The 24,707-nt window shown below is 63.5% G+C and carries 26 protein-coding genes, 1 pseudogene and 1 riboswitch; of the genes and pseudogenes, 10 read left to right on the plus strand and 17 right to left on the minus strand.

All coding sequences use genetic code 11. The annotated features are described in order from the left end of the window. Positions 1-338: 338 nt before the first annotated feature. Together VMJ11_RS07425 and VMJ11_RS34420 are read left to right on the plus strand one after the other, a co-directional pair. Positions 339-788, plus strand: a pseudogene (locus VMJ11_RS07425) (recombinase family protein); the annotation flags it as partial. After that, positions 781-1,164 carry a DUF4440 domain-containing protein gene (locus VMJ11_RS34420; protein WP_414694324.1) on the plus strand — a complete coding sequence of 128 codons (384 nt, stop codon included), beginning with the start codon at positions 781-783 and terminating at the stop codon, positions 1,162-1,164. The pseudogene VMJ11_RS07425 and the gene VMJ11_RS34420, both read left to right, overlap by 8 nt. Before the next feature lie 215 nt (positions 1,165-1,379). On the opposite strand, the gene VMJ11_RS07430 is transcribed toward VMJ11_RS34420, so the two are convergent. The 3 genes from VMJ11_RS07430 to VMJ11_RS07440 all read right to left on the minus strand — a co-directional run bounded on the left by VMJ11_RS07430 (position 1,380) and on the right by VMJ11_RS07440 (position 4,184). Continuing rightward, positions 1,380-2,372, minus strand: coding sequence for a carbon-nitrogen hydrolase family protein (locus VMJ11_RS07430; protein WP_325618456.1), 993 nt, complete (start codon positions 2,370-2,372; stop codon positions 1,380-1,382). A gap of 75 nt (positions 2,373-2,447) precedes the next feature. After that, a complete protein-coding gene (locus VMJ11_RS07435) occupies positions 2,448-2,930 on the minus strand; it encodes a MarR family winged helix-turn-helix transcriptional regulator (RefSeq protein ID WP_325618458.1) in 483 nt (160 codons plus the stop codon). A 216-nt stretch (positions 2,931-3,146) separates the two neighbouring features. Further along, on the minus strand, positions 3,147-4,184 hold the full coding sequence (locus VMJ11_RS07440; protein ID WP_325618460.1) for a GlxA family transcriptional regulator: 1,038 nt from the start codon (positions 4,182-4,184) through the stop codon (positions 3,147-3,149). Between the two features lie 105 nt (positions 4,185-4,289). Between VMJ11_RS07440 and VMJ11_RS07445 the strand changes: the two genes are divergently transcribed. Genes VMJ11_RS07445 through VMJ11_RS07460 form a run of 4 tightly spaced genes read left to right on the plus strand, consistent with a single transcriptional unit; the run spans position 4,290 to position 5,971 of the window. Then, positions 4,290-4,826, plus strand: coding sequence for a Tautomerase enzyme (locus tag VMJ11_RS07445; protein WP_325618462.1), 537 nt, complete (start codon positions 4,290-4,292; stop codon positions 4,824-4,826). Between the two features lie 14 nt (positions 4,827-4,840). Beyond that, positions 4,841-5,314, plus strand: coding sequence for a hypothetical protein (locus VMJ11_RS07450; RefSeq protein WP_325618464.1), 474 nt, complete (start codon positions 4,841-4,843; stop codon positions 5,312-5,314). Positions 5,315-5,351: 37 nt separating this feature from the next. Then, the gene (locus tag VMJ11_RS07455) at positions 5,352-5,573 is read left to right on the plus strand and encodes a hypothetical protein (protein ID WP_325618466.1); all 222 of its coding nucleotides are present in this window, start codon (positions 5,352-5,354) and stop codon (positions 5,571-5,573) included. Further along, on the plus strand, positions 5,570-5,971 hold the full coding sequence (locus VMJ11_RS07460; protein ID WP_325618468.1) for a hypothetical protein: 402 nt from the start codon (positions 5,570-5,572) through the stop codon (positions 5,969-5,971). The genes VMJ11_RS07455 and VMJ11_RS07460 overlap by 4 nt, the downstream gene beginning before the upstream one ends. Positions 5,972-6,465: 494 nt before the next feature. Here the strand turns inward: VMJ11_RS07460 and VMJ11_RS07465 are convergent, their stop codons facing one another. The 10 genes from VMJ11_RS07465 to VMJ11_RS07510 all read right to left on the minus strand — a co-directional run bounded on the left by VMJ11_RS07465 (position 6,466) and on the right by VMJ11_RS07510 (position 17,564). Continuing rightward, a complete protein-coding gene (locus VMJ11_RS07465; RefSeq protein WP_414694325.1) occupies positions 6,466-7,311 on the minus strand; it encodes an ABC transporter permease in 846 nt (281 codons plus the stop codon). Continuing rightward, positions 7,304-8,494 carry an ABC transporter substrate-binding protein gene (locus VMJ11_RS07470; RefSeq protein WP_325618505.1) on the minus strand — a complete coding sequence of 397 codons (1,191 nt, stop codon included), beginning with the start codon at positions 8,492-8,494 and terminating at the stop codon, positions 7,304-7,306. The genes VMJ11_RS07465 and VMJ11_RS07470 overlap by 8 nt, the downstream gene beginning before the upstream one ends. A 32-nt stretch (positions 8,495-8,526) precedes the next feature. Beyond that, entirely contained in the window at positions 8,527-9,261 is a 735-nt protein-coding gene (locus VMJ11_RS07475; protein ID WP_414694327.1) for an ABC transporter ATP-binding protein, read from the minus strand. A gap of 86 nt (positions 9,262-9,347) precedes the next feature. Beyond that, positions 9,348-10,463: an acyl-CoA dehydrogenase family protein gene (locus VMJ11_RS07480; RefSeq protein ID WP_325618472.1), complete on the minus strand. Its 1,116-nt coding sequence runs from the start codon at positions 10,461-10,463 to the stop codon at positions 9,348-9,350. After that, entirely contained in the window at positions 10,460-11,026 is a 567-nt protein-coding gene (locus VMJ11_RS07485) for a carboxymuconolactone decarboxylase family protein (protein ID WP_325618474.1), read from the minus strand. The genes VMJ11_RS07480 and VMJ11_RS07485 overlap by 4 nt, the downstream gene beginning before the upstream one ends. 108 nt (positions 11,027-11,134) lie before the next feature. Then, positions 11,135-12,106 (minus strand): AraC family transcriptional regulator, encoded by a 972-nt coding sequence (locus tag VMJ11_RS07490; RefSeq protein WP_325618476.1) that lies wholly within the window; start codon positions 12,104-12,106, stop codon positions 11,135-11,137. 214 nt (positions 12,107-12,320) lie between these two features. Further along, positions 12,321-13,658 (minus strand): O-acetylhomoserine aminocarboxypropyltransferase/cysteine synthase family protein, encoded by a 1,338-nt coding sequence (locus tag VMJ11_RS07495; protein ID WP_325618478.1) that lies wholly within the window; start codon positions 13,656-13,658, stop codon positions 12,321-12,323. A 575-nt stretch (positions 13,659-14,233) separates the two neighbouring features. After that, on the minus strand, positions 14,234-15,361 hold the full coding sequence (locus VMJ11_RS07500; protein WP_325618480.1) for a serine hydrolase: 1,128 nt from the start codon (positions 15,359-15,361) through the stop codon (positions 14,234-14,236). A gap of 145 nt (positions 15,362-15,506) precedes the next feature. Beyond that, positions 15,507-16,169, minus strand: a complete 663-nt coding sequence (locus VMJ11_RS07505) for a hypothetical protein (RefSeq protein WP_325618482.1) — start codon at positions 16,167-16,169, stop codon at positions 15,507-15,509. A gap of 45 nt (positions 16,170-16,214) precedes the next feature. Beyond that, positions 16,215-17,564 (minus strand): chloride channel protein, encoded by a 1,350-nt coding sequence (locus tag VMJ11_RS07510; protein WP_325618484.1) that lies wholly within the window; start codon positions 17,562-17,564, stop codon positions 16,215-16,217. 527 nt (positions 17,565-18,091) lie between these two features. Between VMJ11_RS07510 and pal the strand changes: the two genes are divergently transcribed. Beyond that, a complete protein-coding gene (gene pal, locus VMJ11_RS07515) occupies positions 18,092-18,598 on the plus strand; it encodes a peptidoglycan-associated lipoprotein Pal (protein ID WP_325618486.1) in 507 nt (168 codons plus the stop codon). A gap of 74 nt (positions 18,599-18,672) precedes the next feature. Here the strand turns inward: pal and VMJ11_RS07520 are convergent, their stop codons facing one another. From VMJ11_RS07520 to VMJ11_RS07535, 4 genes are all read right to left on the minus strand, one after another. Next, entirely contained in the window at positions 18,673-18,921 is a 249-nt protein-coding gene (locus VMJ11_RS07520) for a hypothetical protein (RefSeq protein ID WP_325618488.1), read from the minus strand. After that, a complete protein-coding gene (locus tag VMJ11_RS07525; protein ID WP_325618490.1) occupies positions 18,905-20,875 on the minus strand; it encodes a chloride channel protein in 1,971 nt (656 codons plus the stop codon). The genes VMJ11_RS07520 and VMJ11_RS07525 overlap by 17 nt, the downstream gene beginning before the upstream one ends. Positions 20,876-20,987: 112 nt before the next feature. Next, complete coding sequence (locus VMJ11_RS07530; protein WP_325618493.1) at positions 20,988-21,419, minus strand: MarR family winged helix-turn-helix transcriptional regulator; 432 nt, start codon at positions 21,417-21,419, stop codon at positions 20,988-20,990. Positions 21,420-21,565: 146 nt separating this feature from the next. Further along, the gene (locus tag VMJ11_RS07535) at positions 21,566-22,627 is read right to left on the minus strand and encodes a HoxN/HupN/NixA family nickel/cobalt transporter (RefSeq protein ID WP_325618495.1); all 1,062 of its coding nucleotides are present in this window, start codon (positions 22,625-22,627) and stop codon (positions 21,566-21,568) included. Positions 22,628-22,666: 39 nt separating this feature from the next. Next, positions 22,667-22,807, minus strand: a riboswitch (cobalamin riboswitch). A gap of 161 nt (positions 22,808-22,968) precedes the next feature. On the opposite strand from VMJ11_RS07535, the gene VMJ11_RS34425 reads away from it, so the two are divergent. The 3 genes from VMJ11_RS34425 to VMJ11_RS07545 all read left to right on the plus strand — a co-directional run. After that, the gene (locus tag VMJ11_RS34425) at positions 22,969-23,349 is read left to right on the plus strand and encodes a DUF2946 family protein (RefSeq protein WP_414694326.1); all 381 of its coding nucleotides are present in this window, start codon (positions 22,969-22,971) and stop codon (positions 23,347-23,349) included. A gap of 110 nt (positions 23,350-23,459) precedes the next feature. After that, positions 23,460-24,383 (plus strand): hypothetical protein, encoded by a 924-nt coding sequence (locus VMJ11_RS07540; protein ID WP_325618497.1) that lies wholly within the window; start codon positions 23,460-23,462, stop codon positions 24,381-24,383. An 18-nt stretch (positions 24,384-24,401) separates the two neighbouring features. Next, a partial coding sequence (locus VMJ11_RS07545) for a copper resistance CopC family protein (protein ID WP_325618499.1) occupies positions 24,402-24,707 on the plus strand: 306 nt, incomplete at its 3' end.

A 24,707-nucleotide genomic window follows, 5' to 3' on the forward strand; every position in this document is an offset into this window, starting at 1 on the left:
CGCGCTGCACCATGCGCGCCAGTGAAGGCGCCGCTCGATGCGATCAGTCATGATCCTGGCACTGCGCGGCTTGGGCCATCGCCGCAATTCCAGTCGATTGCTTCAGTCTCCGCGATACCGCAGGTACGAACCGGCCCTCGGGGGGACCCGGGGCCGAACGAACGGCGCATTCATGCGAACATCATTGCATGGGCCCGACTCGCACGATTGCATCGAGGAGCGCTCCCACGCATGCGCGTCGGAGCGCTTCGCACTTCAGGCGCGCAAGGGCCTTACCCCCGCGCGCACTTCGTTCGCGAAGATCATCGGCTCTTCCCATGCTGCGAAGTGCCCGTGTCATTGTGTGGAAACTGGATCGGCTCGGGCGCGACCTGCGTCACCTCATCAACACCGTCCACGATCTGACTGGGCGCGGCATCGGCCTCAAGGTGCTGACCGGACACGGTGCAGCCATTGACACCACGACCGCCGCTGGCAAGCTGGTCTTTGGCATCTTCGCTGCGTTGGCCGAGTTCGAGCGCGAACTGATCGCCGAGCGTACCGTGGCGGGGTTAGCCTCGGCAAGGGCACGCGGCAGGAAAGGCGGGCGGCCGTTCAAAATGACCGCCGCCAAGCTGCGGCTGGCGATTGCGGCGATGGGGCAACCGGAAACCAAGGTCAGTGATCTATGCGAAGAGCTTGGTGTTACACGGCAGACCTTGTACCGGCATATCTCGCCTCGCGGTGAGTTGAGGCCCGATGGTTCAAAATTATTGTCTCAATCCCGAAGGGAATTGATCGATGTCTGAATCTCTAGTTCAAAAACTATCAAGCTTGGAAGCTGAACTGCATCAGCCAACGGTACGCAGGAATGGCGCGCGCATTCGCAATCTGCTTCATCCAGACTTTGAAGAGGTGGGAAGGTCTGGCTGCTTGTACGACCGAGAAGCCATAGTGGCGGCCTTGTTGGATGAGGCAGATGGAAGCACTACCGCAATAACTGCGGACTCGTACATAGCAACCGACTTGGGACCGGGTGTCGCCCTTCTGACCTACCGCTCAGCTCTGAGGCAGCAGGGCGGGCTCCTAACACGTCATACATTGCGCTCGTCAATTTGGGTCATGGTCGGTGGCGAATGGCAGTTGCGCTATCACCAAGGAACAGCCGCTGCCGAAGTCTGGTAGGCAATCGATCACTCAAGCTGAGTTGCCAGTGAGGCTTAACCCTATGTGCAAGGCACTTCTGACATTTCGTGCATTCGCCTTCTGCAAATGACAGCCCGCCTGTTTCGGGTTTGTTGAAGTAAATCAGGTTGTGATAGGCCTTTTCGGTCCAGGACCTCGGCGCCTGGTAGTTTTCTCCTGCTCCTTCGATAAAGGGGCAATTCGAAGTTCGCAGGTCATGTAGCCTGGGTGCGCAGTTCGTCGGAACCCTGGTCGTTGACGTTCATCGGGTGCGAAGCGCGTTCGTGAACATGCGCGGTCGGCGTACGGTCGATCATCAGACTTAGCAACTCGGGGCGGTTGTAGTGGCCGGCCGAGTCCATCAGCATCTTGCGGCGGTCGATTTGCGTGAAGTCGAGATCGACGATCACTTCGCCTTCACCCGAGCGAAGCGGTTCGGCCATCAGCATGCCGTCAGGAGCGACGATCGTGGTGAAGCAGCCGCCCGAGATCGGGCCGATACCACAACCGGTATCTTTCATGATTTGCGCCTGCTGGTCGGCATCCAGCCAGGCCGTTGCGTTGACGACGAACGCGCCGGATTCGAGCGCATGCTGGCGGATGTTGATTTCCATGCGCTGGGCAAAGCCCTCGCCAAACGCGGAACCCGGGTACATCGCCGAATGGATCTGCTCGCCGTCCGCGATCATCGCGTAGCGGGCGAGCGGGTTGTTGTGCTCGAAGCATGCGAGCTGGCCAATGCGGCCGACTGCGCTATCGACTGCACGCAAGCCCGAGCCATCTCCCTGGCCCCAGATCATGCGCTCGAAATGCGTCGGCGTGATCTTGCGGCGGCGCTGGATCAGCGTACCGTCGGCATCGAAGAGCAATTGCGTGTTGTACAGCGTGCCGCCATCGCGTTCATTGACGCCAATAGACACGACCATGCCGGCCTCTCGCGCGGCCTCGCCGATCGCCTCGGTAGCAGCGGACGGCACAGTCACGGCGTGTTCGAGCAGGCGCAGATGTTCGGTGCCCGAAAGAAGCTCGATGCCTGTCTGGACGGCCGCAAAGTAAGGGTAATAAGGCACGACCGTTTCGGGGAAGGTGGCGAATTGCACGCCTTTCTGGCCGAGTTCGTGGATCTTCTGCACGACCTTGGCGACGGTTGCTTCACGGCTATAGAGCACCGGGCTGAACTGGACGGCGGCGGCTTTGACGACTTTCATGAAAAACTCCTTGATGAAGAGGGAGGGGTACGAGGCGTAGGTCGATCTTGCATATGCAACATCGACCGTAAAACTTCAGAGCCTGCGCAGCGGCAATTTGCGCGCGATATTCATGAGCTCATGGGCGCCGCCTTCGCCGAGGAGCCTCGTCGCGTGGCTCTGTGCAGCCGACCATGCGCTCGCAGCATCTTCGAGTAGCGCCCGGCCTTCGTGCGTGAGCGAAAGAGGGCGGCTTCGGCCATCGCTTGCCCGGCTGCCCTCGGCAACCCAGCCCTGCGCGATCAGCGGCTGCAGGTTTCTTGTCAGTGTCGAACGCTCGTGATGATTGCGTCGGCCCAGATCCGACCGGCTAATGGGCCCGAACTCCGCGATCAGCGCCAGCAATGAGAACTGCTGCGCCTCGATGCCGAACGGACGCAACGCGTCGTCGTAGAGGGAAGTCAAGACGCGGGAGATCTGCCGGGCGCGCGTCACGAGGCAATTGCGCGCGATCTGGCTGCTCAGCGGTTCATCCGCAGTGCGGTCCAGTTCAACGGTTCCGTTCGACTCGTGTTGCATATGCACTACCTCTGTACGCCCAGTTTTTGCGGTGCGGTGGTTCGCTCGCGATGGGCGTATTTGAGCGGATGAACGTATCCCGCTCGTGTCCGAAAGTCGGTTGTGTGTAAGCGTGCGTATCCGTGGCTGCCGTAGATACGTTGAGATACAAATTGGCAGTGCGGGGAAAGCGGGAGGGAAATGACGAGGGCTGCGGTGAGGTGATCTCGCGAGGCCTCAGCCGCCGTTGCGGCTCGGGCTGGCCTCTATATTGTCCGCCGCGGCACGCGAGAAGCGCATTTGATATTCACTCGGCGACAACCCGGTTTTGCGCTTGAACAATTGCCGGAATGTGCTGATATCGCCATAGCCGACCCGCTGACTCACCGCCTCAAGCCCAATTGGCCGCGTTTCCAGCAATCGTTTCGCGACCTCGATGCGCAGATTCTGCAGATACGTCAACGGCGCGAGCCCGACGGCTTCCTTGAAACGGCGATTGAGCGTGCGTTCGCTGACCGCAAGCGACGCCGCGAGATCGCTCAACCGGAATCCCTGCTGCAACGTAGCCTCCATTTGCTGCTGGGCGCGCGCGACGAGCGTGTCGGTATGTCCATGTTCGTCGAGAAGCGTTGCAAAGGAAGCCTGCGAAGTCCGGTTCATGTCGATCAACAGCGCCTTCGCTGTCATCGTGGCGAGTTCTTCGCCAGCGAAAGTTTCCACGAGGCGCACTGCGAGATTCAGATACGACGTCACGGAACCGCCCGAGATGATGCCGTCTTGCGCGATCAGCAGTTCCTGTGCGCGAACTTCGACACGCGGATAGCGGCGCGCGAAGTCCGCGGCTCTCGCCCAGTGCGTCGTTGCGGCGCGGCCATCCAGCAGGCCCGCCTCGGCAAGCAGGTAGTTGGCCGTGCAATAGGCCGCCAGCACGGCACCTGCCTTGTGTTGACGCCGCAGTGCGGAAGACAGCGCGTTCAACTGCTCGCGGTGCCCGATGAACTCGTCGATGTTCGAGAGAAACGGTGCCGTCAGCAGAACGGCGTCCGCCCGTTTGCGCGGGTCGATCTTGCCGTCGACGTGAATGGTCTGGCCCGACGCAGCCGTGACGGATTGCCCGTCGAGAGATTCCACGCGCCATGCAAACACGGGCGCGGATGTCGTGCCCGGTGCGGCCTTGCGCGCATGGAACTGATTGGCCGCGCTGAAGACGTCAACAGCGCCCGCGACGCCGGACGCGAGGATTCCGTCATAGACCCAAATGCGGACGATGGCCATAGCGTGTCTGAAATTCCCTGAATAATGGCGATGCTGCCACTTTCAGCTGCACGAGTAAACCCCGATCATGGCGGCATCCAATGACCTGAAAGCAGGAGCAGCACCATGCCAATGATCGATGCACTGTGGCCCGAAGACGCCTTGACGCCCGAGGCCGAAGCACGCCTCGTCAAGGAACTGACCGACATCCTCATCAAGGCGGAAGGGTACGATCCCGCCAATCCGATCGCGCAGCGTGTCACCGTATTCCATCTTCATCGGCCTGCTGCGATCTACATCGGCGGCGAACGCACGAGCACGATACGCTACCGGATCATTCCGTCTGCCCCCGAAGGGCAATACACCGACGAATCGCTGCGCTCGCTCGTCAGAAACGTCACGGAAGCGGTGGCGCGCGCGGAGAACCGGCCGTTCGATGATGTCGCACCGCGCGTCTGGGTCTTTCCGACCGAGATTCCGGATGGCGCTTGGGGAACACGCGGCGCGATCTGGATGCTGCCCGATATTCATGCGCTGCTGGCGGGCGAGTCTGAGCGAAGCGTGGGCGTTGAACGCCTCGCGCGACGCCGCCTCGAAAAGGCGCGCATCACCCTGGAAGCAGCGCTCGATGCCGCTAGCGCCGGCGTGACGAGCAAACCGTAACGGGAGCGCCCACCATGAAATTCAACGACACAGCCCCTGTGCTGGCGCCCGCAGGCGGTCCGCCGCTCTGGCTGGCGAGGCTCGCTGAAAACGCGACGCTCGAAGCCACTGTCCTGAAGCGTCCGATCGAGGGACGAGCCGATATTCTCTCCGTGATCAAGCACGCGGTCGCGCTCTACGAATTCCAGCATCACAGCTACAAAGGCGAGATCGGCAACGGCTTGTATATGGAATCCTATCGGTCGCAGATCCAGGGCGTGGCGATCGAGACGGTGGTCGTCGCGCATCTGAACGAACAGGGCGAGACGGATTCCGTGGTCATCAATCATCGTCCGCTCGATGCAGCGCTGCTGTTTTCGAAACGGATGCGGGAATGCGTCGATGAGCGCTTCCGCGACTGCTATCTGACGGGATCGGAAGCCGCAGCGCTGAATACGGCATCTGGTGTGGCTTCGCTCGAGCCTCCTTGTATTGAAGAGTTGGAGTAACGAACGATCTATCGATCGAAGCTGTGAGGATTTCGTAATGACTGGTGCACTCGATGGCTTACGCGAACACCAGCGCGCGAGCGGCCTGGCCGAGCGGCTGAAGATCGCACTCATGGTCCTTGGACCAGAGAATCAGCCGCTCACACCACAGCAACCGGGCTCCCTCGACCACTTTCATACGCAGGGGCTTGTTCCCACCGCCGATCTCGCGCAACTGGCCGAAGTCTCCGCCGACATGTCGGTGCTGGATGTTGGATGAAGCGCCTTCTTCCTAATTTGACGACAGCCTTTGTGCTAGTTGCTTCAACTGGAGTTTCCATGTCACAAACCTCACCGATGCCAATCACGCCAACCACGAAGATATTGGCAATTGGCACCTTTGCGCCGGGCACGGACATGCAACTTGTCCAACACATTCTTCCGACCGAAGTTCGCGAGACGGCGCAGCTCTACCTCGAGGGCAAGATTGACCAGTGGTATTCACTACAAGACCGGGCTGGGGTGGCGTTCATCCTGAACGTTGCGGACATCAATCAGGCGCATGAAATGCTTGAGGCACTTCCCTTGGGGGAGGCGCGCTTAATGACGTTCTCGCTCCTGCCAATAGGTCCGCTGAAGCCGTTGAGCAAGCTTTTGAATCCGCCTTCTGCGCAGTAGAAGGCGCCGGAGCGTACTGGATCTTTGGCACAGGCAATATTTTTCCAAGCGCGATGGTTGTCGCTGCTTCGCTGGTTGCCGGATGGTTCGCGCGGGACTTGAGCCTCGCTCTGAGTCCGCTTCATTATTTATATATGTTCGTTGTCGGCGCGGCTCTGGCAAAGCACCTCGACGTTTCTGGCGTGCCGAGATTTATGACGCCGCGCTTGTGACCGCTCTGGTCAATATCACCACAATCAGCCCACGCCCGCCCTCGCCCCTGGGTGGACCGCTCGACAGGCGAGCGGCGCCTGGATTTTCCAGGTGCCCTCGTAGCGATAAGGATGCCTTAACTTAACCGCCAGCCCGCCGAATTGACCGTTGACGTTCCGCTTGCTCCGAAGAAGATGTAGCGCGTTCCATCGATTTCCGCGGTCGGAATCGGCGTTGGGTCACACATTAGCTCCTGAGCCCATGCCGGAATCAACTTGAAATCGTGCGCGCAGGCCGGGTCATTACTGCTGCATGCCGAACCGCTGATAGAGACGCCGTGCCGCAGTGTCAAGCAAGAAGCCCAGCGCGCCGATCACGAGCACCACGCCCATCAGCTCCGAATAGGCGAGCCGGTCGCGTGTATCCAGAATCAGATACCCGAGGCCCGAACTGACACCCAGCATTTCGGCGGGCACGAGCACGATCCACAGCACGCCGATGGCAACGCGCACGCCGGTCAGCACGTTGGCGGCAATGCCCGGCACGTAGATGTGCCACAGCATTTCGGCTCGCGTCGCCGCGAGACTTTCACCGAGCTGCACCCAGCGTGCATCGATCTGCTGCACACCGGTGGCGGTGGCCATGACGATCGGCCACACCGCCGCAAAGGCCAGCAGAAAATACACGGGCGGATCGCCCACGCCGAGCGACATCACCGCGATCGGCATCCATGCGAGCGGCGAGATCATGCGCAGGAACTGCAGCGCGGGCGAAAGGGCGGTTTCGAGCACCTTGACGCGGCCGATCAGAAAGCCGAGCGGCACCCCAATCGCCAACGCGAAGGCAAGGCCCACGCCAATGCGGCGCAGGCTCGCGGCGATGTGCGTGAGCAGGCGGTCTTCGGTGACGAGCGCGGGGAGCGTCTGCACCGCGGCGAGGGGCCCGAACTGCGCGGCGAGCGGGTTATGGCGCGCGAGCGCCGCGACGCCGAGCCACCACAGCACGAGAATGGCCACGAGGCCGGCAACGCCCAGCGACATGCTTGCGAGACGGCGCCGCGAGTGCGCGCCACTCACCGGCTCACCGGGCGTGCCTGCACGGCCGCTCGCGCGGCGCGCCGAGCGGGTTGGAGCGGGCAGGCTAGACAACGATGCTCTCCGTGCGCGCGTACGATTCCGGCAAGCCGAAGACCTTCATGCCGCCCGCGCTTTGAATGCTCTTCTTCACGAAGCGGTCGTCCACGAGATCGCGCGCCACGAACGCCGGGTCGAGCGCCTTGAGAAACTTGCCGTCGCCTTCGACTTGCGTTGCCTTCAAACGGCGCACGAGCTCCTCCGTATAGGCGGGATACGGATACGGCTGAAAGTCGATCCGCTTTTCGTGCCAGTCTGCGTGAATGACCGCGCGATCGGCGAGATAGCGCGCTTCGTCGGCGGGCGAGGGCGCCAGCACGGTTTGCAGGATGCCTGCTGCATGCGGTGTGTAGTGATTCGCGCCGCTCTTCGAGAGCAGTTGCGCGGCTTCCTGTGGATGGGCGCGCGTCCACACCTGCGCCTGCACGATCGCATCGACAACCTTCTGCGACCATGCGGGCCGCTCGCTCAGGTCCCGCTCATGCATGAACACGACGCAGCACGCGTGATCTTTCCACACATCGCCGGTGAAGCGCAGGATCTTGCCGACCTTGAGCGCCTCCGCGGCCGCGTTGAACGGCTCCGCGACGATGAAGCCGGCGATTTGCCTTGCGGCCAGCGCGGGCGGCATATCCGAGGGCGCCATCACGAGAAGGCGCACTTCGTTTGCCCTGAGCGTGCCGTCTTTCGCGAGAACCGGCACGAGTCCTTGCGCGCGAAGCATGTCCTGAAGCACGACGTTGTGGATCGAGTACCAGAAGGGCACGGCCACCGTCTTGCCGCCAAGGTCGGCAAGCTTGTCGATCTCGGGAGCGACCGTGAGCGCCGAGCCGTTCACGTGGTTCCATGCAACCACTTTCGCGGGGGCGTGGCTGCCGTAGCGCGCCCAGATCGTCATGGGCGAAAGAAGGTGGACGACGTTGACTTGCCCCGAAAGAAACGCTTCAACGAGCTGTGCCCAGCTGCGCAGCAGCGTCGGCTTTTCGACCTGAAGGCCCGCCTGAGCGAAATAGCCGTTGTTGTGGGCGACCAGCAGCGGCGCGGCGTCGGTGATGGGCAGATAGCCGATGCGCAGCGGCGCGTCCGGCTCGACTGCCGCTCGCGCATTGAGCGCGCCGAGCAGCGGCGCCGCGCCCGCTACGGTAAATAGCGAGGCGAGCTTGAGCCACTCGCGGCGGGTCATGGGAAGCTGGCACATGCGATGGTTGTCCTCGTCGGTTGGGGCGGGGTTCATGAGTGTGGCGCGAGCGTACGCGCCATCGATTCGTGCAGTGCCGTGACGAGGTCCACGCGCAATGCGCCGAGCGCTTGCACTTGCCTCTCGCGTGGCGCGGGAACGTCGATCTTGAGATTGAGCGAGATGCCGCCGCGCCCGAGTACGACGATGCGGTCGGAAACGAGCAACGCCTCGTCGATGTCGTGCGTGACGAGCAGTGTGGCGGCCTGCGTGTCGCGCACCACCTGCACGAGCAGGCGCTGCATGTCGGCGCGCGTGACCTCGTCGAGCGCGCCGAACGGCTCGTCGAGCAGTAGCGTGCGCGGCTCACGCGCCAGCGCGCGTGCGAGCGCGGCGCGCTGTGCCATGCCGCCGGAAAGCTCACGCGGCGCGAAATGCGCCGCATGCGCGAGGCCCACGGCTCGCAGCGCCGCTTCGACGCGCGCCTGCCGCACGCTGCGTGCGAGTCTGGGTTGACGGCGGAATTCGAGCCCAAACGCGACGTTGCGCTCGACCGAGAGCCAGGGCAGCAGGCACGGGTCCTGAAACGCGAGCGCCACATCCGGGCGCGCGCCAGTGAGCGGTGTGCTATCCACGCGGACTTCGCCTGCAACGGGGGCCATCAGCCCTGCGGCGACGCGCAACAGCGTCGACTTGCCCGCGCCGCTCGCGCCGAGAATCGACACCAGTTCGCCCGGCCACACGGCGAGATCGACGCCGTCGAGCACGCTACGCTGCTGCCAACCCATGCGGATGCCGCGCAACTCGATGCGCGGCGCGGACGAGGCGTTCGATCGGCTGGACGCCTCGCCGTTGCGCGCGGTAACCACCTCGCTCATGCGGCCTCGCTGCGCCGGTATTCGGCGAGCTGGTTCTTCAATTGCACGAGCGTTGGCGTGACGATCGGCACGAACGAGGCTTCGCGGTTGCGCCGCGCGGTGTCGTTGGCGGCAGGCCAGGTGTCGTGCGAGCGCAGATAGCCGCGCCCGCCCGCCGCCTGGACGTCGAGTTGCGCAGCCGCCGCGACGACATCCGCGAGGCCGATTCGCACTTCGAACTGTGCAGCGGGCCGGGCCACGAAGGCGCCGTTCATCACGCCTTCATAGAGGCGCGCGGTCAGCGCATCCAGCTCGTGACGCAGCGCGGCGGCGTCGTTGGCGAGCGCGGCGCGCACGGCGGGACTGCTCGTCTGCACGGCATCGAGCGAGCGGCGCGCGAGCCCGATCGACATCCCGCATTGCAGGCCGAGAAACGCAGGCCGCGCGCGGGCGAGGAATGCACGCGCATCGGCGGCGATCATCCAGCTGGCGTCGATCTCCGTGCCGGCAAGCGTGAGCGCGGCCGTGTTGCTGCCGCGCAGTGCGATCAGATCCAGGTCGTCGCTGCGCTTCACGCCGGGCGCGTCGTGCGGCACGGCGAAGATCGCGGGCGGCGCGTTGTCCGGGCGATCGAAGGCGGCCGCTACCACAAAGCCTTCAGGGCGCAGATTCGTGATCCACGGCAGGTTGCCATCGAGCCTGAAACGCGCGGCCCCGGCATCGAGCGGCGCCGCGTGCATCTGGAGCGGTTCGAGCGCCGAAAGAAACTTCATGGCGTTGGAGAGCCCGCTTGCGCCGGCTTGCTCGCCCGCAAGCAGTGCCGGCAGGCAACGCTCGCGCAAGGCGCCGTTGTCGCTCTGCAGCAGATACTCGATGAAAGTGCGCTGGCCCCAGAACACAAACGCGCTGGCAAGCGAATGACGGGCGACGGCGGCGATTGCCTCGATGGCGTTGACGGTCGTGCCGCCCGTGCCGCCAGAGTCGCGCGCCACGCCGATGCGGAAAAGCCCCGCTCGCGCGAGCCGCGGCACGACTTCGCTTGCGTGCACCGCACCGGTGTCGAGCGCTTGTGCGTGCGCGTCGAGCCAGGACGCGAGGTCCGGCGGCAACGGCTGCGGCTGCGGGGTCGTCATGCCGCGCGCGCGCCCGCTTCCCAGCGGTATGCGGCCAATTGGGGGTTCAGCTCGTTTTGCGCGAGATTGTTCGCGAAGTTGCACAGCGTCGCGAGGCTCACGCCCAGCACGACTTCGAGCGCATTGGCCTGTTCGAAGCCGGCGGCCCGAAACGCGGCGAGGGCGGAGTCGGACACGGCGCCACGCGTGGCGATCACTTCGCGCGCAAAGGCAGCGACGGCATCGATGCGCACATCGCCACTCGCGCGGCCTTCGCGCAGCGCATTGACGACAGTCTCGGGCAGTTGCGCCTTCTTGAGCGCCACGGCGGTATGGCCCGCGACGCAAAAGCCGCAGCCGTGGATCGCAGCGGCGGTGATCTGCACTGCTTCACGTTCGGCGAGCGTGAGTCCGCTGCGGGCGTTGATTTCGCCAACGCTCAGGTACGCTTCGAGCGCGGTCGGGGCGTTCGCAAGCGAAGCGACGAGATTGGGCAGGAAGCCATTCGCCGCTTGCGACCGCTCCAGAAACGGGCGGCTCGCTTCAGGCGCACTTTCGATGGTATGCAGCGGCAGACGGCTCATGACGGTTCCTCACAGAATCAAAAAAGATGCGTCGATTATGGTGAGGCGCGCCACCTGCCGGCAATGCGCGCCCGTCTGCGATTCATGCGGATTTGTCTTGCCTCACGTTCAATGGAGCACGCCATGCGAGGCCAGTTCGGCATTCTTGCCCGAAATACGGCGCCAGGCGCCGGGCTGCACTCCGGTCACCCGTTTGAATGCCTGCGCGAAGGCCGATTCCGACTGATAGCCGACCTGCTCCGCGGCGTCGGGCGTGCTCACGCCGGTGCTCAACATCGATGCCGCGAGCTTCATGCGTACGAGCGTCACGAATTGTGCGGGCGGCTGCCCCGCGAGTTCGGCAAACAGCTTGCAGAATCTCGCGCGTGACATGTGACTGAATTCCGCCATGCTCGCCGTGGTCCAGCGCTTGCCGGGTTCCGCGACGATGGCGGCGACGAGCGGCGCGAACGCAGGCCGGCACATCAGCGCCCAGAAACAGGGCGCGAGGTCTTCGTTCCCATCGAGCGCTCGCAACGTGTAGACGAAGAGCAGCCCTGTGAGGCGCGCGATGAGTGGCGAGGGCGCTTTCGCATCGCGCAGCGCCTCGGCGCGAATCAGTTCGAAGATCTGGCGCGCGCCATGCAGCGCGGGCTGATCGTGACGCGCAATCACGTGGTCGGGCAGCAGGCCCAGCATCAGATCGTCGAGTCCCGATTTGAACTCGAAGAATCCGCACGCGAGGCCAAGGCTGCCGGACGCTTCGCGACCGTTCGTGTCGAGCGGCATCATCGTGCCCGCGCGCGCGCTTTCGCGCCCGCGCTCGGGCGGTAACGGGTCGGGGGAGAGGCAATGGGGTTCGTCGGCGAGCAGGAAAACAGCGTCGCCGGCACCGAGTTCCACGCTGCGCGCCGCTCGTCCGGGGCGCGCGGGGAGATGAAGCCAGCACTGCCCGTGCAGAACGACATGGAAGCTCGCGCGGCGATGTCCGCTCGTCGAGGCTTGCCAGGTGCCGCAATACTGGCCTACATGAAAGAGCGTGCTCTTCAGTTCGAGATCATCGAGCAGCCAGGTGGAGAATGCATCGACTTGAGGTGGCATACATTACGAAATGCTGGGAATGTGTCCGCACTTTGGACACGGTCCCCCACCGTAATCCGTTCCAGCGGCGATGCAACCAACATATAGTTAGATGCTTATATGCCGCGCCGGCATATTGGCATGGCGGCACGCTGCGGTCGATGCAGCCGAACGACAGCGGGGATCTTCCCCTGACTGGTCCACGATCGTCTGGCCGGCGCCGACTGCATTTTCCTCATCGACCGCATATGGGTCTTTCACTCAATACTGCAGGGGGGCAGGTACGAGCCAATGCCTGATCGAGGTCTGCAAGCAGATCGTCGATATGCTCGATGCCGATCGACAGACGCACGGTCTCTTCGCTTACGCCCGCCTTGCGCAGCTCGCTGGGCGAAAGCTGGCGGTGCGTCGTCGAGGCGGGATGCGTGGCGAGCGACTTCGCGTCGCCGATGTTGACGAGCCGCGTGAAGAGTTGCAGCGCGTCCTGAAACGCCGCGCCCGCAGCGCGGCCGCCTTTCACGCCGAACGTGAGAATACCGGGCCCGCGCCCCCCGAGATAACGCTGTACGAGCGCGTGATCGGGATGCTCGGGCAGCCCCGCGTAGTTCACCCATTCGACGCGCGCGTGGCCCTTGAGGAACTGTGCGACCTTGAGCGCGTTATCGGTAATGCGCTCGAGACGCAATGCGAGCGTTTCGATCCCCTGGAGAATCTGGAAAGCGTTGAACGGCGAAATTGCCGCGCCGGTGTTGCGCAGCGGCACGACGCGCGCGCGGCCGATGTAGGCGGCCGGTCCGAATGCCTCGGTATAGACCACGCCGTGATAACTCACGTCCGGCTCGTTGAGCCGCTTGTAGCGTGCCTTGTGCTCGCCCCACGGAAATTTTCCGGAATCGACGATTGCGCCGCCGAGGCTGGTGCCGTGACCGCCCAGATACTTCGTGAGCGAATGCACGACGATGTCGGCGCCGTGCTCGAACGGGCGCAGCAGGAAAGGCGAGGGCACCGTGTTGTCGACGATGAGCGGAATGCCGTGGCGATGCGCGATCTGCGCGAGGCGCGCAATGTCGGTGATATTGCCAAGCGGATTGCCGACCGATTCGGCGAAGATCGCCTTGGTGTTCGCATCGATGAGCGGCTCGAACGATTCGGGCTCGCGCGGGTCCGCGAAGCGCGTGGTGATGCCCGAGAGCGGCAGCGTGTGCGCGAGCAGGTTATAGGTGCCGCCGTAGAGCGTGCTCGCCGAGACGATGTTGTCGCCGGCTTCGGCGATGGTCTGGATCGAGTAGGTGACCGCCGCCTGCCCCGAGGCGAGCGCGAGAGCGGCCACGCCGCCTTCGAGCGCCGCGACGCGCTGCTCGAGCACGTCCTGGGTGGGGTTCATGATGCGCGTGTAGATGTTGCCCGGCACCTTGAGGTCGAAGAGATCGGCACCGTGCTGGGTATCGTCGAAGGCATAGGCCACCGTCTGATAGATCGGCACGGCGGCTGCGCGCGTGGTCGGGTCGGGGCGGTAGCCGCCGTGTACGGCGAGCGTTTCGAGGCGCCAGTCGGGCTTCTTCTGTTCTGTCATATCGCACTCCAGAGGGGGAACGGGATTCACTTCACATGATGTTCGAGCGGCGAGCGTTCTTGTTGCGAGCGCATCGATCGGGGTTTTGGCCAGATCGAGTCCGGGCATGCCGAGCCCCTGAATCGCATCGACGACGGCGCGACACACTCCTGATAGAGCGCGCAGGTCGGGCCGCTGACCCGTGGCCGATTGTACGCATGACACAGCAGCGTAACGCGTGTTCTCGTCAATCCAGGCGAACATACTGTCGAGCGCGATCTGCCGCGCGCGAGGGGGATCGATTCGAGAAACGCCCCAATGGCCTGATTCACTGCTGGAGCCAGTGGCAACGTATAGGCGACGTTGGCGTGGCACAAATCCCGCAGAACGGGAAAATGCTCACCAAAAGTGAATTGCCGGGTCATCGAGTGTGCTTGCGGGCGTGTGGGCCAATGCGTTCGGCATGCAGGAAGCACATGCGATTCTAAAGCGCAAAGATCGCGCGCTTTAGAACTGTTTCGCATTTGCTTAGCTAGCCAAATGATTGGCCCGTACGCAAGCGCAAGCGAGACGCCGACTCCACACCGGGCATATCTTCAGCTTCGCGGCTTTTCCTCGGGTTCGGAGCCTATTCCCGTGGCGTTTTCAGCGGATTCGACCAGCCATACCATCTCCTCCATCTTCAGTTGTCCCATGTGTTTCGAGGTCAACCGTGAATCGACCAGACTCACGACGACGAGGTCGAGCGACGGCACGACGACCGCGTACTGTCCGAGGTGGCCGTCCGCCCAGTAGGTGGGAAGCAGCAGTGCGGCCTTGGCGCCGCGGGAATCGCTCGCGGGGACGCTCGTCCACCACATGTACCCGTAACCGCCGGTTGGTGTTAGGGAGTACGAACGAGTCGATTCATCGACCCATTGCGCAGGAACGATCTGCTGATCGCGCCAGCGACCATTGTGGAGGTACAGCAACGCGAAGCGGGCAAGATCGCGCGCACTCATATTGAACGGATAGGCGGGATACCGCGTGGCGAGGCCACCGGACACATAGTGTCCATCCGACGGCCGGTAATCCTGCATGCCAATGGGGTCCGCGATCTCCGACTTGAGCGCCTCGAAGAAGTCCTTGCCTGTGGCCTTGCCGTAGATCGCGCCGAGCGTGTTGAAGTCCCAGTTGTTGTAGTACCAGAACGTGCCCGGCGAGTGGCTGTAGCGCGCGGGCTTGGCCTCTTCCATCGCGGCCGTTTCGTACACCGTCGGATGATAGACACCCGAGCGCGCTTCCAGCAGCATGCGCACGGTTGCCTGCTTCTCGGTCGGCGAAAGGGATGGCTCGTTGTCGTCGATGCCGAGCTGCGCCAACGTATCGTCAAGATGGATCTGGCCGCGTGCGACCGCGATGCCGATGAGCGCGCTCATGAAGCTCTTGCGTGCCGAGTGGAGATTCGATTTTCTCGACACGTCGCCCCATTCGGCCAGGACCAGTCCGTTGTGGACAATCATGCCGGAAGTCGAGCCCTGCCGTCTGGCGTAAGCAACCGCCCGGTCGATGCCCTCTTGCGAGAAGCCTTGGGTGGCCGGCGCGGCGCGCGACCATTCGGTGCCAGGAAACGGCGATTGCGCGCTGTAGGCTTGAGCGGCGGTTGGCGCTTGCTGAACCGGAGCACACGCGCCGAGCGTCAAGACGAGCCCGATTGCGGCGGCCGTGCGTCTCGAAGATCGCATCCGTTCGTTTTTCATTGTTGTGCCTCACACCCTGTTTTATGCGAACGAGCGACGATCATACACGCGATGCATGGCGCCATCTTCGATGGCCACCGGTCCGGGCGACGTACTCCAGCCACCCCGGCTCACTACGCAGGATGCTGTGTCAAACGCTTCGTTCGCGGGCGCTGTTGCGCGTATTACGTTCGATCGCTGTCAGCAGTAGCAGCAAGGCGAGGAAGCCTGCCAGCGCGAGCAGCGTTCCCAGCGAAGATCCAAGCTGTTCGCTTCTGCTGTGCGCAGCCTCAATGGCGCTTTGGGTAGCATCGATGCGTTCTATCTTGACCTGCGCATATTGATTCATTGCCGCGGCGACATATCGTTCGCGGTTGTCCCATTCCCAGCTTGCTGCGTGCTGGCTGGCACGCGTGACGACTTGCGTCAGCTCATCGAGAAACCGTTGCCGGTCGGCCAGGGGGATACTGGTCAGCCATGCATCGAGCAGCGGCTGGCTCGCATTGTCCTGATCCAATACGTCGCGAAGCGGGGCGGGGATCAAGAGCCCTGCTGCATGAGGAATATTTTCGGCGGCGTAGCCGCCGTTCGCGCCGTCGCTCGACAGAGCGTCGTTGGCCGCCTGCGAGCCCGGTATCGACGAGAGCACCTCGCTGGCACTGACGGGCGGATCGACCGTCACACCTGCTCGTCCCGGAACGGCCAGCGCGAACATGAGCGCAATCATCGCCAGCACGGCGCCCACGAGCGCGATGAGACACAGCGCGCGTACCATGCCCAGCAAGCGCTGCTCCAGTTTGTCGGCGATCTTCATTTGAGCCCTGTCGATATCAGTTTCAGCGTGTCGCCGCGAATTGCCTCACGGCTCCCGCAGATAACGCTCCGAAAGCGCCTCGTATAGCGGCGGCGCAAAAAGACGCGAGACGCGGCTCGCAATCAGCGCCGTGGCCATCAGCGAGATGACGAGCGCATGCCCGTTGATCATCTCGATGACGATCACGAACGCGGTGATCGGGCTTTGCGTGACGGCCGCGAGATAGCCGACCATGCCGAGCGCGATCAGCATTGGGAGTTGCATCTGCGAGAAGATCATGTGCACCGTGTTGCCGATGCCGGCCCCGATCGCGAGCGATGGCGCAAACAGGCCGCCGGGCGCGCCCGGCAGGTACGATCCCACCATCGAAACCATTTTCAGCAGCGGATACGCGGCGCTGACATGGGCGCTGCCATCGAGCATGCTACGTGCTTCGGCGTAGCCGCTGCCAAACGTATGGCCGTGTGCTACCACGCCGACGACCGCGATGACGAGGCCGCACAGGGCGCCGAACAGCACGGGGCGGCGCGCCCGCAGTTCGAACAGGGACTTGGGCATCCAGCGGCGCGTGTTCAGCAGCAGCCAGCAAAAGCACCCGCCCAGCGCGCCCGCAATCACGCCGATCAGCACGACTGCGATGCTGAGCCATTGGGGCAGTCCCGAGCCGATGTCGATGGTGCCGAAATAAACATAGTTTCCCTGGATTCCCAGGGAGACGACGCCCGCGAAGATAATGGCGGTGATCAGAACGCCGCTCGTGCGCTGCTCGAAGCTGCGCATCAGTTCTTCGATGGCGAATACCACCCCGGCGAGCGGCGCGTTGAACGCAGCGGACAACCCCGCGGCCGCACCCGCGAGCGCGAGCCTGCGCTCCAGCACACCGGGCCTGATGGTAAGAAAGCGCTTGGGATAGAAGCGCCTCAGGCTGAACATGACGGCGGCGCCGACATGAATGGTGGGGCCTTCGCGGCCAATCGTGAATCCGCCGAGAATGGCCAGAAACGAGATGAAAATTTTCCCCACGAGGATTCGCAGCGTGAGCAATCGCGGCCCAAGCTCGTTCGGGCCATGCAGCATCGCGATGACCTGCGGAATGCCGCTGCCTTCCGATCCGCTGAAGAAGCGCCGCGTGAGCCAGACCGTCACGGCGCCGGTCGCGGGCGCCACGAGGAGCGGCAGCCAGAACCGCTCAGCCGCATAGCGCAGGAACAGGCCGTAGCCGAAATCGATCAGCTTCGCGTAGAGCACGGCGACGAGGCCCACGGCGATCGCGCCCAGCCAGAAAACGCCGTAGTGGAGCCATAGGCGGTTGGCACGCTGCAATGCCCGGCGGTCTATCAGCGCGAAAATGCGCACGTTCTCTTTCCCCTGTTTGTCGATTCTCGTTTTCCGCATGATGCGAGCCCATTGACCATTGTGCGCTGGAGCGCGGAAAAGTCGGGCATTGCGCGGCGGAGCCTTCAGTTTGAACGCGATTGCGAGCCAGCACAAGAAAGGCGCGGCATGCGCGGCTCGTGTGTGTTCATGCGAAGAGAGGCGGTGGACAGTGTGAAAGGTGCGCGCATATGGGGCAATCGAAAAAAAACCCAGCGCTCGCGCTGGGTCAGGGGAAGCCACCGCCGGTGCAACCCGGTGCTGGCTCTGGACGTTCCGTCCATCAAGCTGAGGACACTACACTGCCACGAAACCTCGCCCTGCACCGTTGAAAGCACAATGCAATGATTGGTCATGACGTGACGTACCCGACAATTTAAGCGGTAACGCTTAAACGAAACTTAAATCTCGCGCGTGGCCCCCGAGCCAGAAGCAACGCAGCAGGCAAAGCGGGAAAATACCGTGGTGCCTTGCATCGTTGTCGCATAGACTCTTCGTGCCATTGAGGCGTCGTTGCTGCGATGTCCGTCAAGGAACAGGAGTGGGTCATGAGCCTGAGTCGACCATGCGTTGCCATCGTGCTGCCAGGCCTGCTCGCGGGATGTCATTCGGAAACGAAGGCCCCCGAGTCTTCCGGCATGGCCAGCATGAACGCGGCTACTTCGCAACCCGTCACCGAGGCGACCTCGACGGCCGACGAGCTCAACAATCCCAACAGCCCGCTTGCCGAACGCAGTGTGTACTTCGACTTCGACAGCTACACGATGAAGGACGATTCTCCGCCGGTGTTGCGTGCGCATGCCGATTACCTGCGAAGCCATCCCGCCCAGCACGTGCTGATCCAGGGCAACACCGACGAACGCGGCACGGACGAGTACAACCTCGCGCTCGGCCAGCGCCGCTCCGAGGCCGTATTGCACGAGCTGGAGTCGCTCGGTGTGCCCGACTCGCAGCTGGAAGCGGTGAGCCTCGGCAAGGAGAAGCCAGCCGCTCTCGGGCACGACGAGGCATCGTGGGCGCAGAACCGGCGTGCCGACCTCGTTTATCGCCAGTAAGTGCCTGGAGTCGGCACCCGGAGCAGGCACCCGGATTGTCCGGGTGGTGTTGGCCGTGGCCAGGGCGACGGATTTCACATGCCCAGGAAGTAGGGACGCACGTCCATGTCTTCCGCCCAGGCGTCGACGTCCAGTCTGTCCTCGAAATTGATGGGCTGCCCCATGTACATGCAGCAGTAGCCGTCCGCGGTTCGATAGATGACGACCCACTCGCGGTTGTCCTGCGAAGGCTCGCTCGCGTGCGTCGCATGGCCTGGCCGTGCTGGATGCAATGCCGTGCCGATCCGCGTGCGGATCGCGTTCCACTCAGCTTTGAGCTTCATCCCGTACCTCCTTGTCGGTTTCGCGCGCAGTCAGCTCGAGTTGTGGCCCGTCATCGACGCTCGCCGTTCCACGCGCACCGTTTCTCGTGCGCCCAGGAAAGATGCGAATGCTGCTCGCGACGGCGTCTGCAATGTGCTCCTTTGCGATGACGCCTCGCACTTTCCGTGGCCCGGACCGCTCGCTGGTCAGGACCACGGCCATGACCGCCCGTTGTGCGCGCAACTGACTGATGACATCGAATGCGACATCGGACTCGCCGACCACGATGAAATTGCGTTGCGCGAGCCGCCCGATCGTCACCGAAGGGTCGTCGTGACTGACCGCGCGGCGCAATCCCGTATTGATGCGCAGCACGCCATGAATCTTGCCTTCGCGGGTCACGACGATGTGGCGAAATGGCGGAGCGTCGGGCGAGCGAAGCAGGTCGCGAAACGGCACGGCGGCGTCGAGTACGAGGACATCGGTCTCCATGACCTGTGCGGCGCTCTGCACGAGGAAGAGATTGGCGTGCAGCGCGTCCGGGATGACGTGGCCGCGCCGCGCGAGCTTGAGTGTGTAAATGCTCTCGCGCGAGAGCAGGCGGCGCGCGCCGAGACTGAACGCCACGGCGATGATCATGGGCAGCACGATGTCATAGTCGCGTGTCATTTCGAAGATCATCGCCACCGCCGTCATGGCGGCGCCGGTGCCGCCGCCCACCATGGCGCCCATGCCGACCATGGCGAACGCGGGCACGCTGACGGGCACGCCAGGCAGCACGGACTGGAACGCCGAAGCCAGCGCCGCACCGAGCGTGGCGCCGATGAAGAGCGAAGGCGAAAAGACCCCACCGGACGAACCGGAGCCGAGGCTCACCGAGGTGGCGAACATCTTGGCGAGCGCGAGCGCCAGCAGGAAGAGGCCGCCCTGCAGTTGCCCGTAGAGCGTCGCCTGGATCGTCGCATAGCCCACGCCCTCAACATAGTAGTGGCCCGCATGGCGCATGAGCCCGTACATCAGCAAACCGACCAGCAGCATCCCGATGGCATGACGCCAGTAGCGCCCGTGAATGCGGTCGAAGCCGTCCTCGGCCCAGTGCAGTCCGCGAATCAGGAGTGCGGCGGCGACGCCGGTGAGGGCGCCGAGCACCGCGTAGAGCATCATGGTGAGCGCGCTGCCTGGCTGGTTCGGCAATGCGCCCAGTTGCGCGGGCACGAGAAACGCCGGTTGCACGCCAAAGAAGAGACGGCCGACGAACGTGGCCGTGCCCGTTGCGAGCGCCACCGGCAGGAACGTGTTGACGCTGATCTCCGGCATCATCAGCTCGGTCGCGAACAGGACGCCGCCGATCGGCGTGTTGAAGGTCGCCGCGATGCCAGCCCCGGCGCCGGCCGCCACTAGCGTGATGCGCTGGCCCGCCGCCATTGGAATGGCCTGGCCGAGCGTCGAGCCGAGCGCGGAGCCGATCTGGATGATCGGACCTTCGCGACCGACCGCGGCGCCCGTGCCGATGGCAAACGCGGAGGCGAGGGACTTCACGACGGCCACGACCGGCCGGATGATGCCGCGCCTGAAATAGATCGCGTCCATGACTTCCGGCACGCCGTGTCCTTTTGCTTCCGGTGCGAACGTGCTGACGAGCCAGGTGACGACGAGGCCGCCCGCTACCGGCACGAGGATCACGAATGCGCCCCACGGGGCCGGCGGCGTGAACTGGCTCGCGTCATACGAGAACGACAGGCGCCCCAGAAAGAACAGGTTATGCACGCCGCCGATCAATCCGCGAAACACAACCGCGCCGAGCCCCGTGACAACGCCGACGAGAAATGCGTAGAAGCACAGGCGATAAAGGCCCACCGGCTGGTCGTCTTCATCGGGCAGGGGCGGTGGCGCCGCGAGTCCGGGCGCCACCCGCACGGTCCGCCGGGCGGTTCTCCGCGCATCGCGCCGAGGCGTTTCGTCTGAGTCGCTCATGTCATGCGCTCTCCGATGCCGGCGGCGGTGCCTGGCTAGTGCCGAGAGCAGCCACGAGCCACCGGATTCTCCCCGCCTGTCGTGCCCCCCAGCCATGGGGAGCGGTGGCCCTTCATGACCCGATTGACGCCTTCTCCTCCCGGAAAGCCCAGCCAAACGACTGGACCTCGGACTTGTGCAGCGCCGCGAGCCTCATCAGGAGCTGTTCGCCTTCGTGCGTCAGGTGAACCTGTACCTGACGGCGGTCGTCCGCGCTCGGCACGCGGGTCACGAGCCCGGCAGCCTCGCAGCGCGTGACGAGCGCGACGGTCCCGTGCGAGGACGCCTGCAGACGCTCGGCAATCTCGCCTACGGTAGCCCAGTCCCGGTCGGGAAACGCCCGCGTATGCAGCATCAGCATGTATTGCAGGGGCGTTATGCCCTCCGCATGGACGATTTCCTCGGAAAGCCGCAGAAAACGGCGAAGGCGATAGCGGAACTCCGAAAGCTCCTGCAGGTCGGCCCTCGTCATCTTTCCCGTCACTTTGCGCGGTTTGGACGTCATAGGCCACTCCGTGTCTTGCGGCGTGCGGCCGATGAAAGGTCACTATATGACATAAAATATAGGCGCATTCGAGTTGGGGTGCCAAGCGCCACATTGTAAGGGAATGATGGCCGGGGCCGGTTCCGGCCCCCGTCGCAGCATGTTTCTTACGCCTGCGCGCTCGTTTGCACTTCGTCCAGACGCTTCACGCGATACACCACCAGCGAGGCAATCCAGCTGAACACGAAGATGCCGATGATGATGTAGCCGAGCATACCGAAGTTGTCATTGAGCGAGCCGATCGCGTCCCATACCGGGCCTTTCAGTTCGAGCTTGTCGGCGAGCAGGCCGAGTGCTTCTATTCCGCCGATCACGACCGCGACGACAATCGAAACGAGCGTGATGGTCATGTTGTAGTAGATCTTGCGCAGAGGCCTTTGGTAAGCCCAGCCATAGGCGCCCAGCATGAGGTGGCCGTCGAGGGTGTCGACGAGCGACATGCCCGCGCTGAACAGCACGGGAAAGACCATGATGGACCAGGCCGAGAGGCCCTTCGCCGCCTGCGTCGCGGCGATGCCGAGCAGGCTGATTTCCGTGGCCGTATCGAAGCCGAGGCCGAACAGAAAGCCGATCGGATACATGTGCCAGCTACGCGTCACGAGACGAAAGAGCGGGCGAAAGAGCCGCGCAATGAAGCCGCGATTGGCGAGCAGCATGTCGAAGTCGTCGTCGATGTAGGCGCCGCCGCTGCGAACATGTTTCCAGGCGCGATAAATGCCGCGCAGGATCAGGAAGTTCATGAGCGCGAGCGCGAACAGAAAGAATGAGGAGACGAGCGTGCCGATCAGTCCGCCGATTTCCTTGAAGTTGTCGAATCGGCCCTGGATCGCCGAGGTCGCGAGGGCGACCGCGACCGATGCGAGCACGACCACCGTGGAGTGACCGAGCGAGAAGAAGAAGCCCACGGCAACGGGGCGTTTCTTCTCCTGCATCAGCTTGCGCGTGACATTGTCGATGGCGGCGATATGATCGGCGTCGACGGCGTGACGCAAGCCGAAGCCGTAGGCAAGCATGGCGGTCCCAAGCAGCAACGGATACTGGTGAAAGGCAACGAGCGCCCAGACCCATGCGAACAGGTTGATGGCGATGAGCACGCCATAGATGCCGAACAGTTTGCTGCGGACCCGCGAATCCGAGTCGTTGAAAATCTGGGTGAGGTGATCAAGCACTGTGAATCTCCCGGAAATTGCGCGTTCCGTGTAGAAGTGGGATGACGACACCGCGAGGTCTGACTCCGGGGATGAGGCCCGGCAAGGGCTCCCCGATACAGTGGCGCGACCGCGCCGGCATCTCACCGGCTTCCCGCTGTGTCCGTGTTTGGGCATGGCCCCACGTGCTTATAACCCGGCATTTTCCAAAAGTCGACTCGTCGCCGTGGGGTGTGGCTCGGCATTGCTTTCGTATTGCTTTCTGTTGTTTGTTGTGCCTGGGCTGGATTTCGAGGGGTGGTGGCAAGGGCTGCGTGGCATAATTGCGGGTCACTTCTCGTCACATTCACACCACGCGCGCCATGTACCGCGTCCGCCTACAACGACTCGGCAGCCTGCTCGGATTGCTTGCAATCCTGATGCTCTCGCTCGCGCCGACCGTTTCGCAGGTGCTCGCTTCCCATCACCGACTCGGCGACGCACTCGCGACGTATTGCTCGGCCGAAGGCGCAATCACAGCGGCGGCGCATGACAGCCAACCCCAGCATTCGTCGAAGGGGCACTGGCAAGCCTGTCCTTACTGCAGTCTGATTGCGCACGTGCCGGTATTGCCCGGCAGTCCTCTGGTGCTCGCCTTGCCGCTTTCGGCAGGGCCTATGCGGGTCGCCGTTGTGTCGGCTGTGGTTCGCGCTGCGCTCGTGCATACGGTAGCGCAATCGCGGGCGCCCCCCTTTTTCTCCTGACGTTTAATCCACAGCCTGAAAAACTGAAACTGCCGCTTTGCTCTTGATGCAAGCGGCCGTTTGTCGTGCCTTCGCACGACGGTACCGAACGACAATTGGAGAAAATCAACATGCGTACCCTCATCAAGCGGACGGCGTTGTCCGCACATGCCGCGCTCCTCGCAACGGCCGCATTGGCCTGCATGACCTGTACGTCGGCGGCGTCGGCGCACGCCGTGGTTGGCGATCGCGTCTTCCCCGCCACGATGACGGTCGACGATCCCGGCGTCAGCGACGAGTTCGACACTCAGTTCGGCCACATCAAGAGCCCGGACGACAACGGCGACAACATGAACGTGAACACGTGGTCGTACGAGTGGGACAAGACGATCATGCAGAACTGGCAGTTCAGCGTCTCGGGTAATTACGTCAGCCAGAACGCTCCGAACGGCGGCTCCGCCAAAGGCTGGGACAACGTGACGGTGGGCACGAAGTACATGTTCTACGCCAACGCGCCGCACGAATTCATGGCATCGATCGGGCTCGACTCCGAGCTCGGCGGCACCGGTGCCAAGTCGATCGCGAACTCGTATTCCACGATCAGCCCGAGCATCTACTTCGGCAAGGGGTTCGGCGACCTGCCCGACGCGCTCGCCTACCTGCGGCCGATGGCGATCACCGCCCAGCTCAGCCCGAACGTGACGACCACGTCGGCGGATCAGGGGCCGAACTCCTTCTTCTGGGGGCTCACGTTGCAGTACAGCATTCCTTATCTGCAGCACCAGGTGAAGGATCTCGGACTGCCGCAGCCGCTCGCCGGCGCGTACTTCGTCATCGAAGCGCCGATGACCACGTGCACCGCGGGCGCCTGCGCGGGTCAAACGACTGGGACGATCAACCCCGGCGTGCTGTGGCTCAATAGCTGGGGGCAGTTCGGCGTCGAGGCGCAGATTCCCGTCAATCGCCTGACCGGCACACACACGGGCATCTTGTTGCAGGCCCACTTCTTCCTCGACGACATCTTCCCGAGCTCGATCGGCAAACCGCTGTTCTAACCCCAAATGAGGCCTCTCATGAAACTGCATACGACCGCGCGCACTGCCGTTGCCGCGCTGATGATCACCGCCTGCCAGCTCGCGCACGCGCACGCTTACCCGACCCATCAGGCGCCTTCGGCGGGCGATACGGTGCCGACCTCGCAGAAGGACGTGGCGATCGACTTCGACGATGCGCTCGAGCCCGCGTTCAGCTCGATTGCCGTCACCGACGCGCAAGGCAAGTCGGTGACGAGTGGCAAGGCCGAAGTCGACGCGTCGAACAAGAAGCACATGTCGGTAGGCCTCAATCCGCTGACGCCGGGCGTCTACACGGTCTCGTGG

The organism is Paraburkholderia sp. (genome assembly GCF_035501035.1).
Lineage (GTDB): Bacteria > Pseudomonadota > Gammaproteobacteria > Burkholderiales > Burkholderiaceae > Paraburkholderia.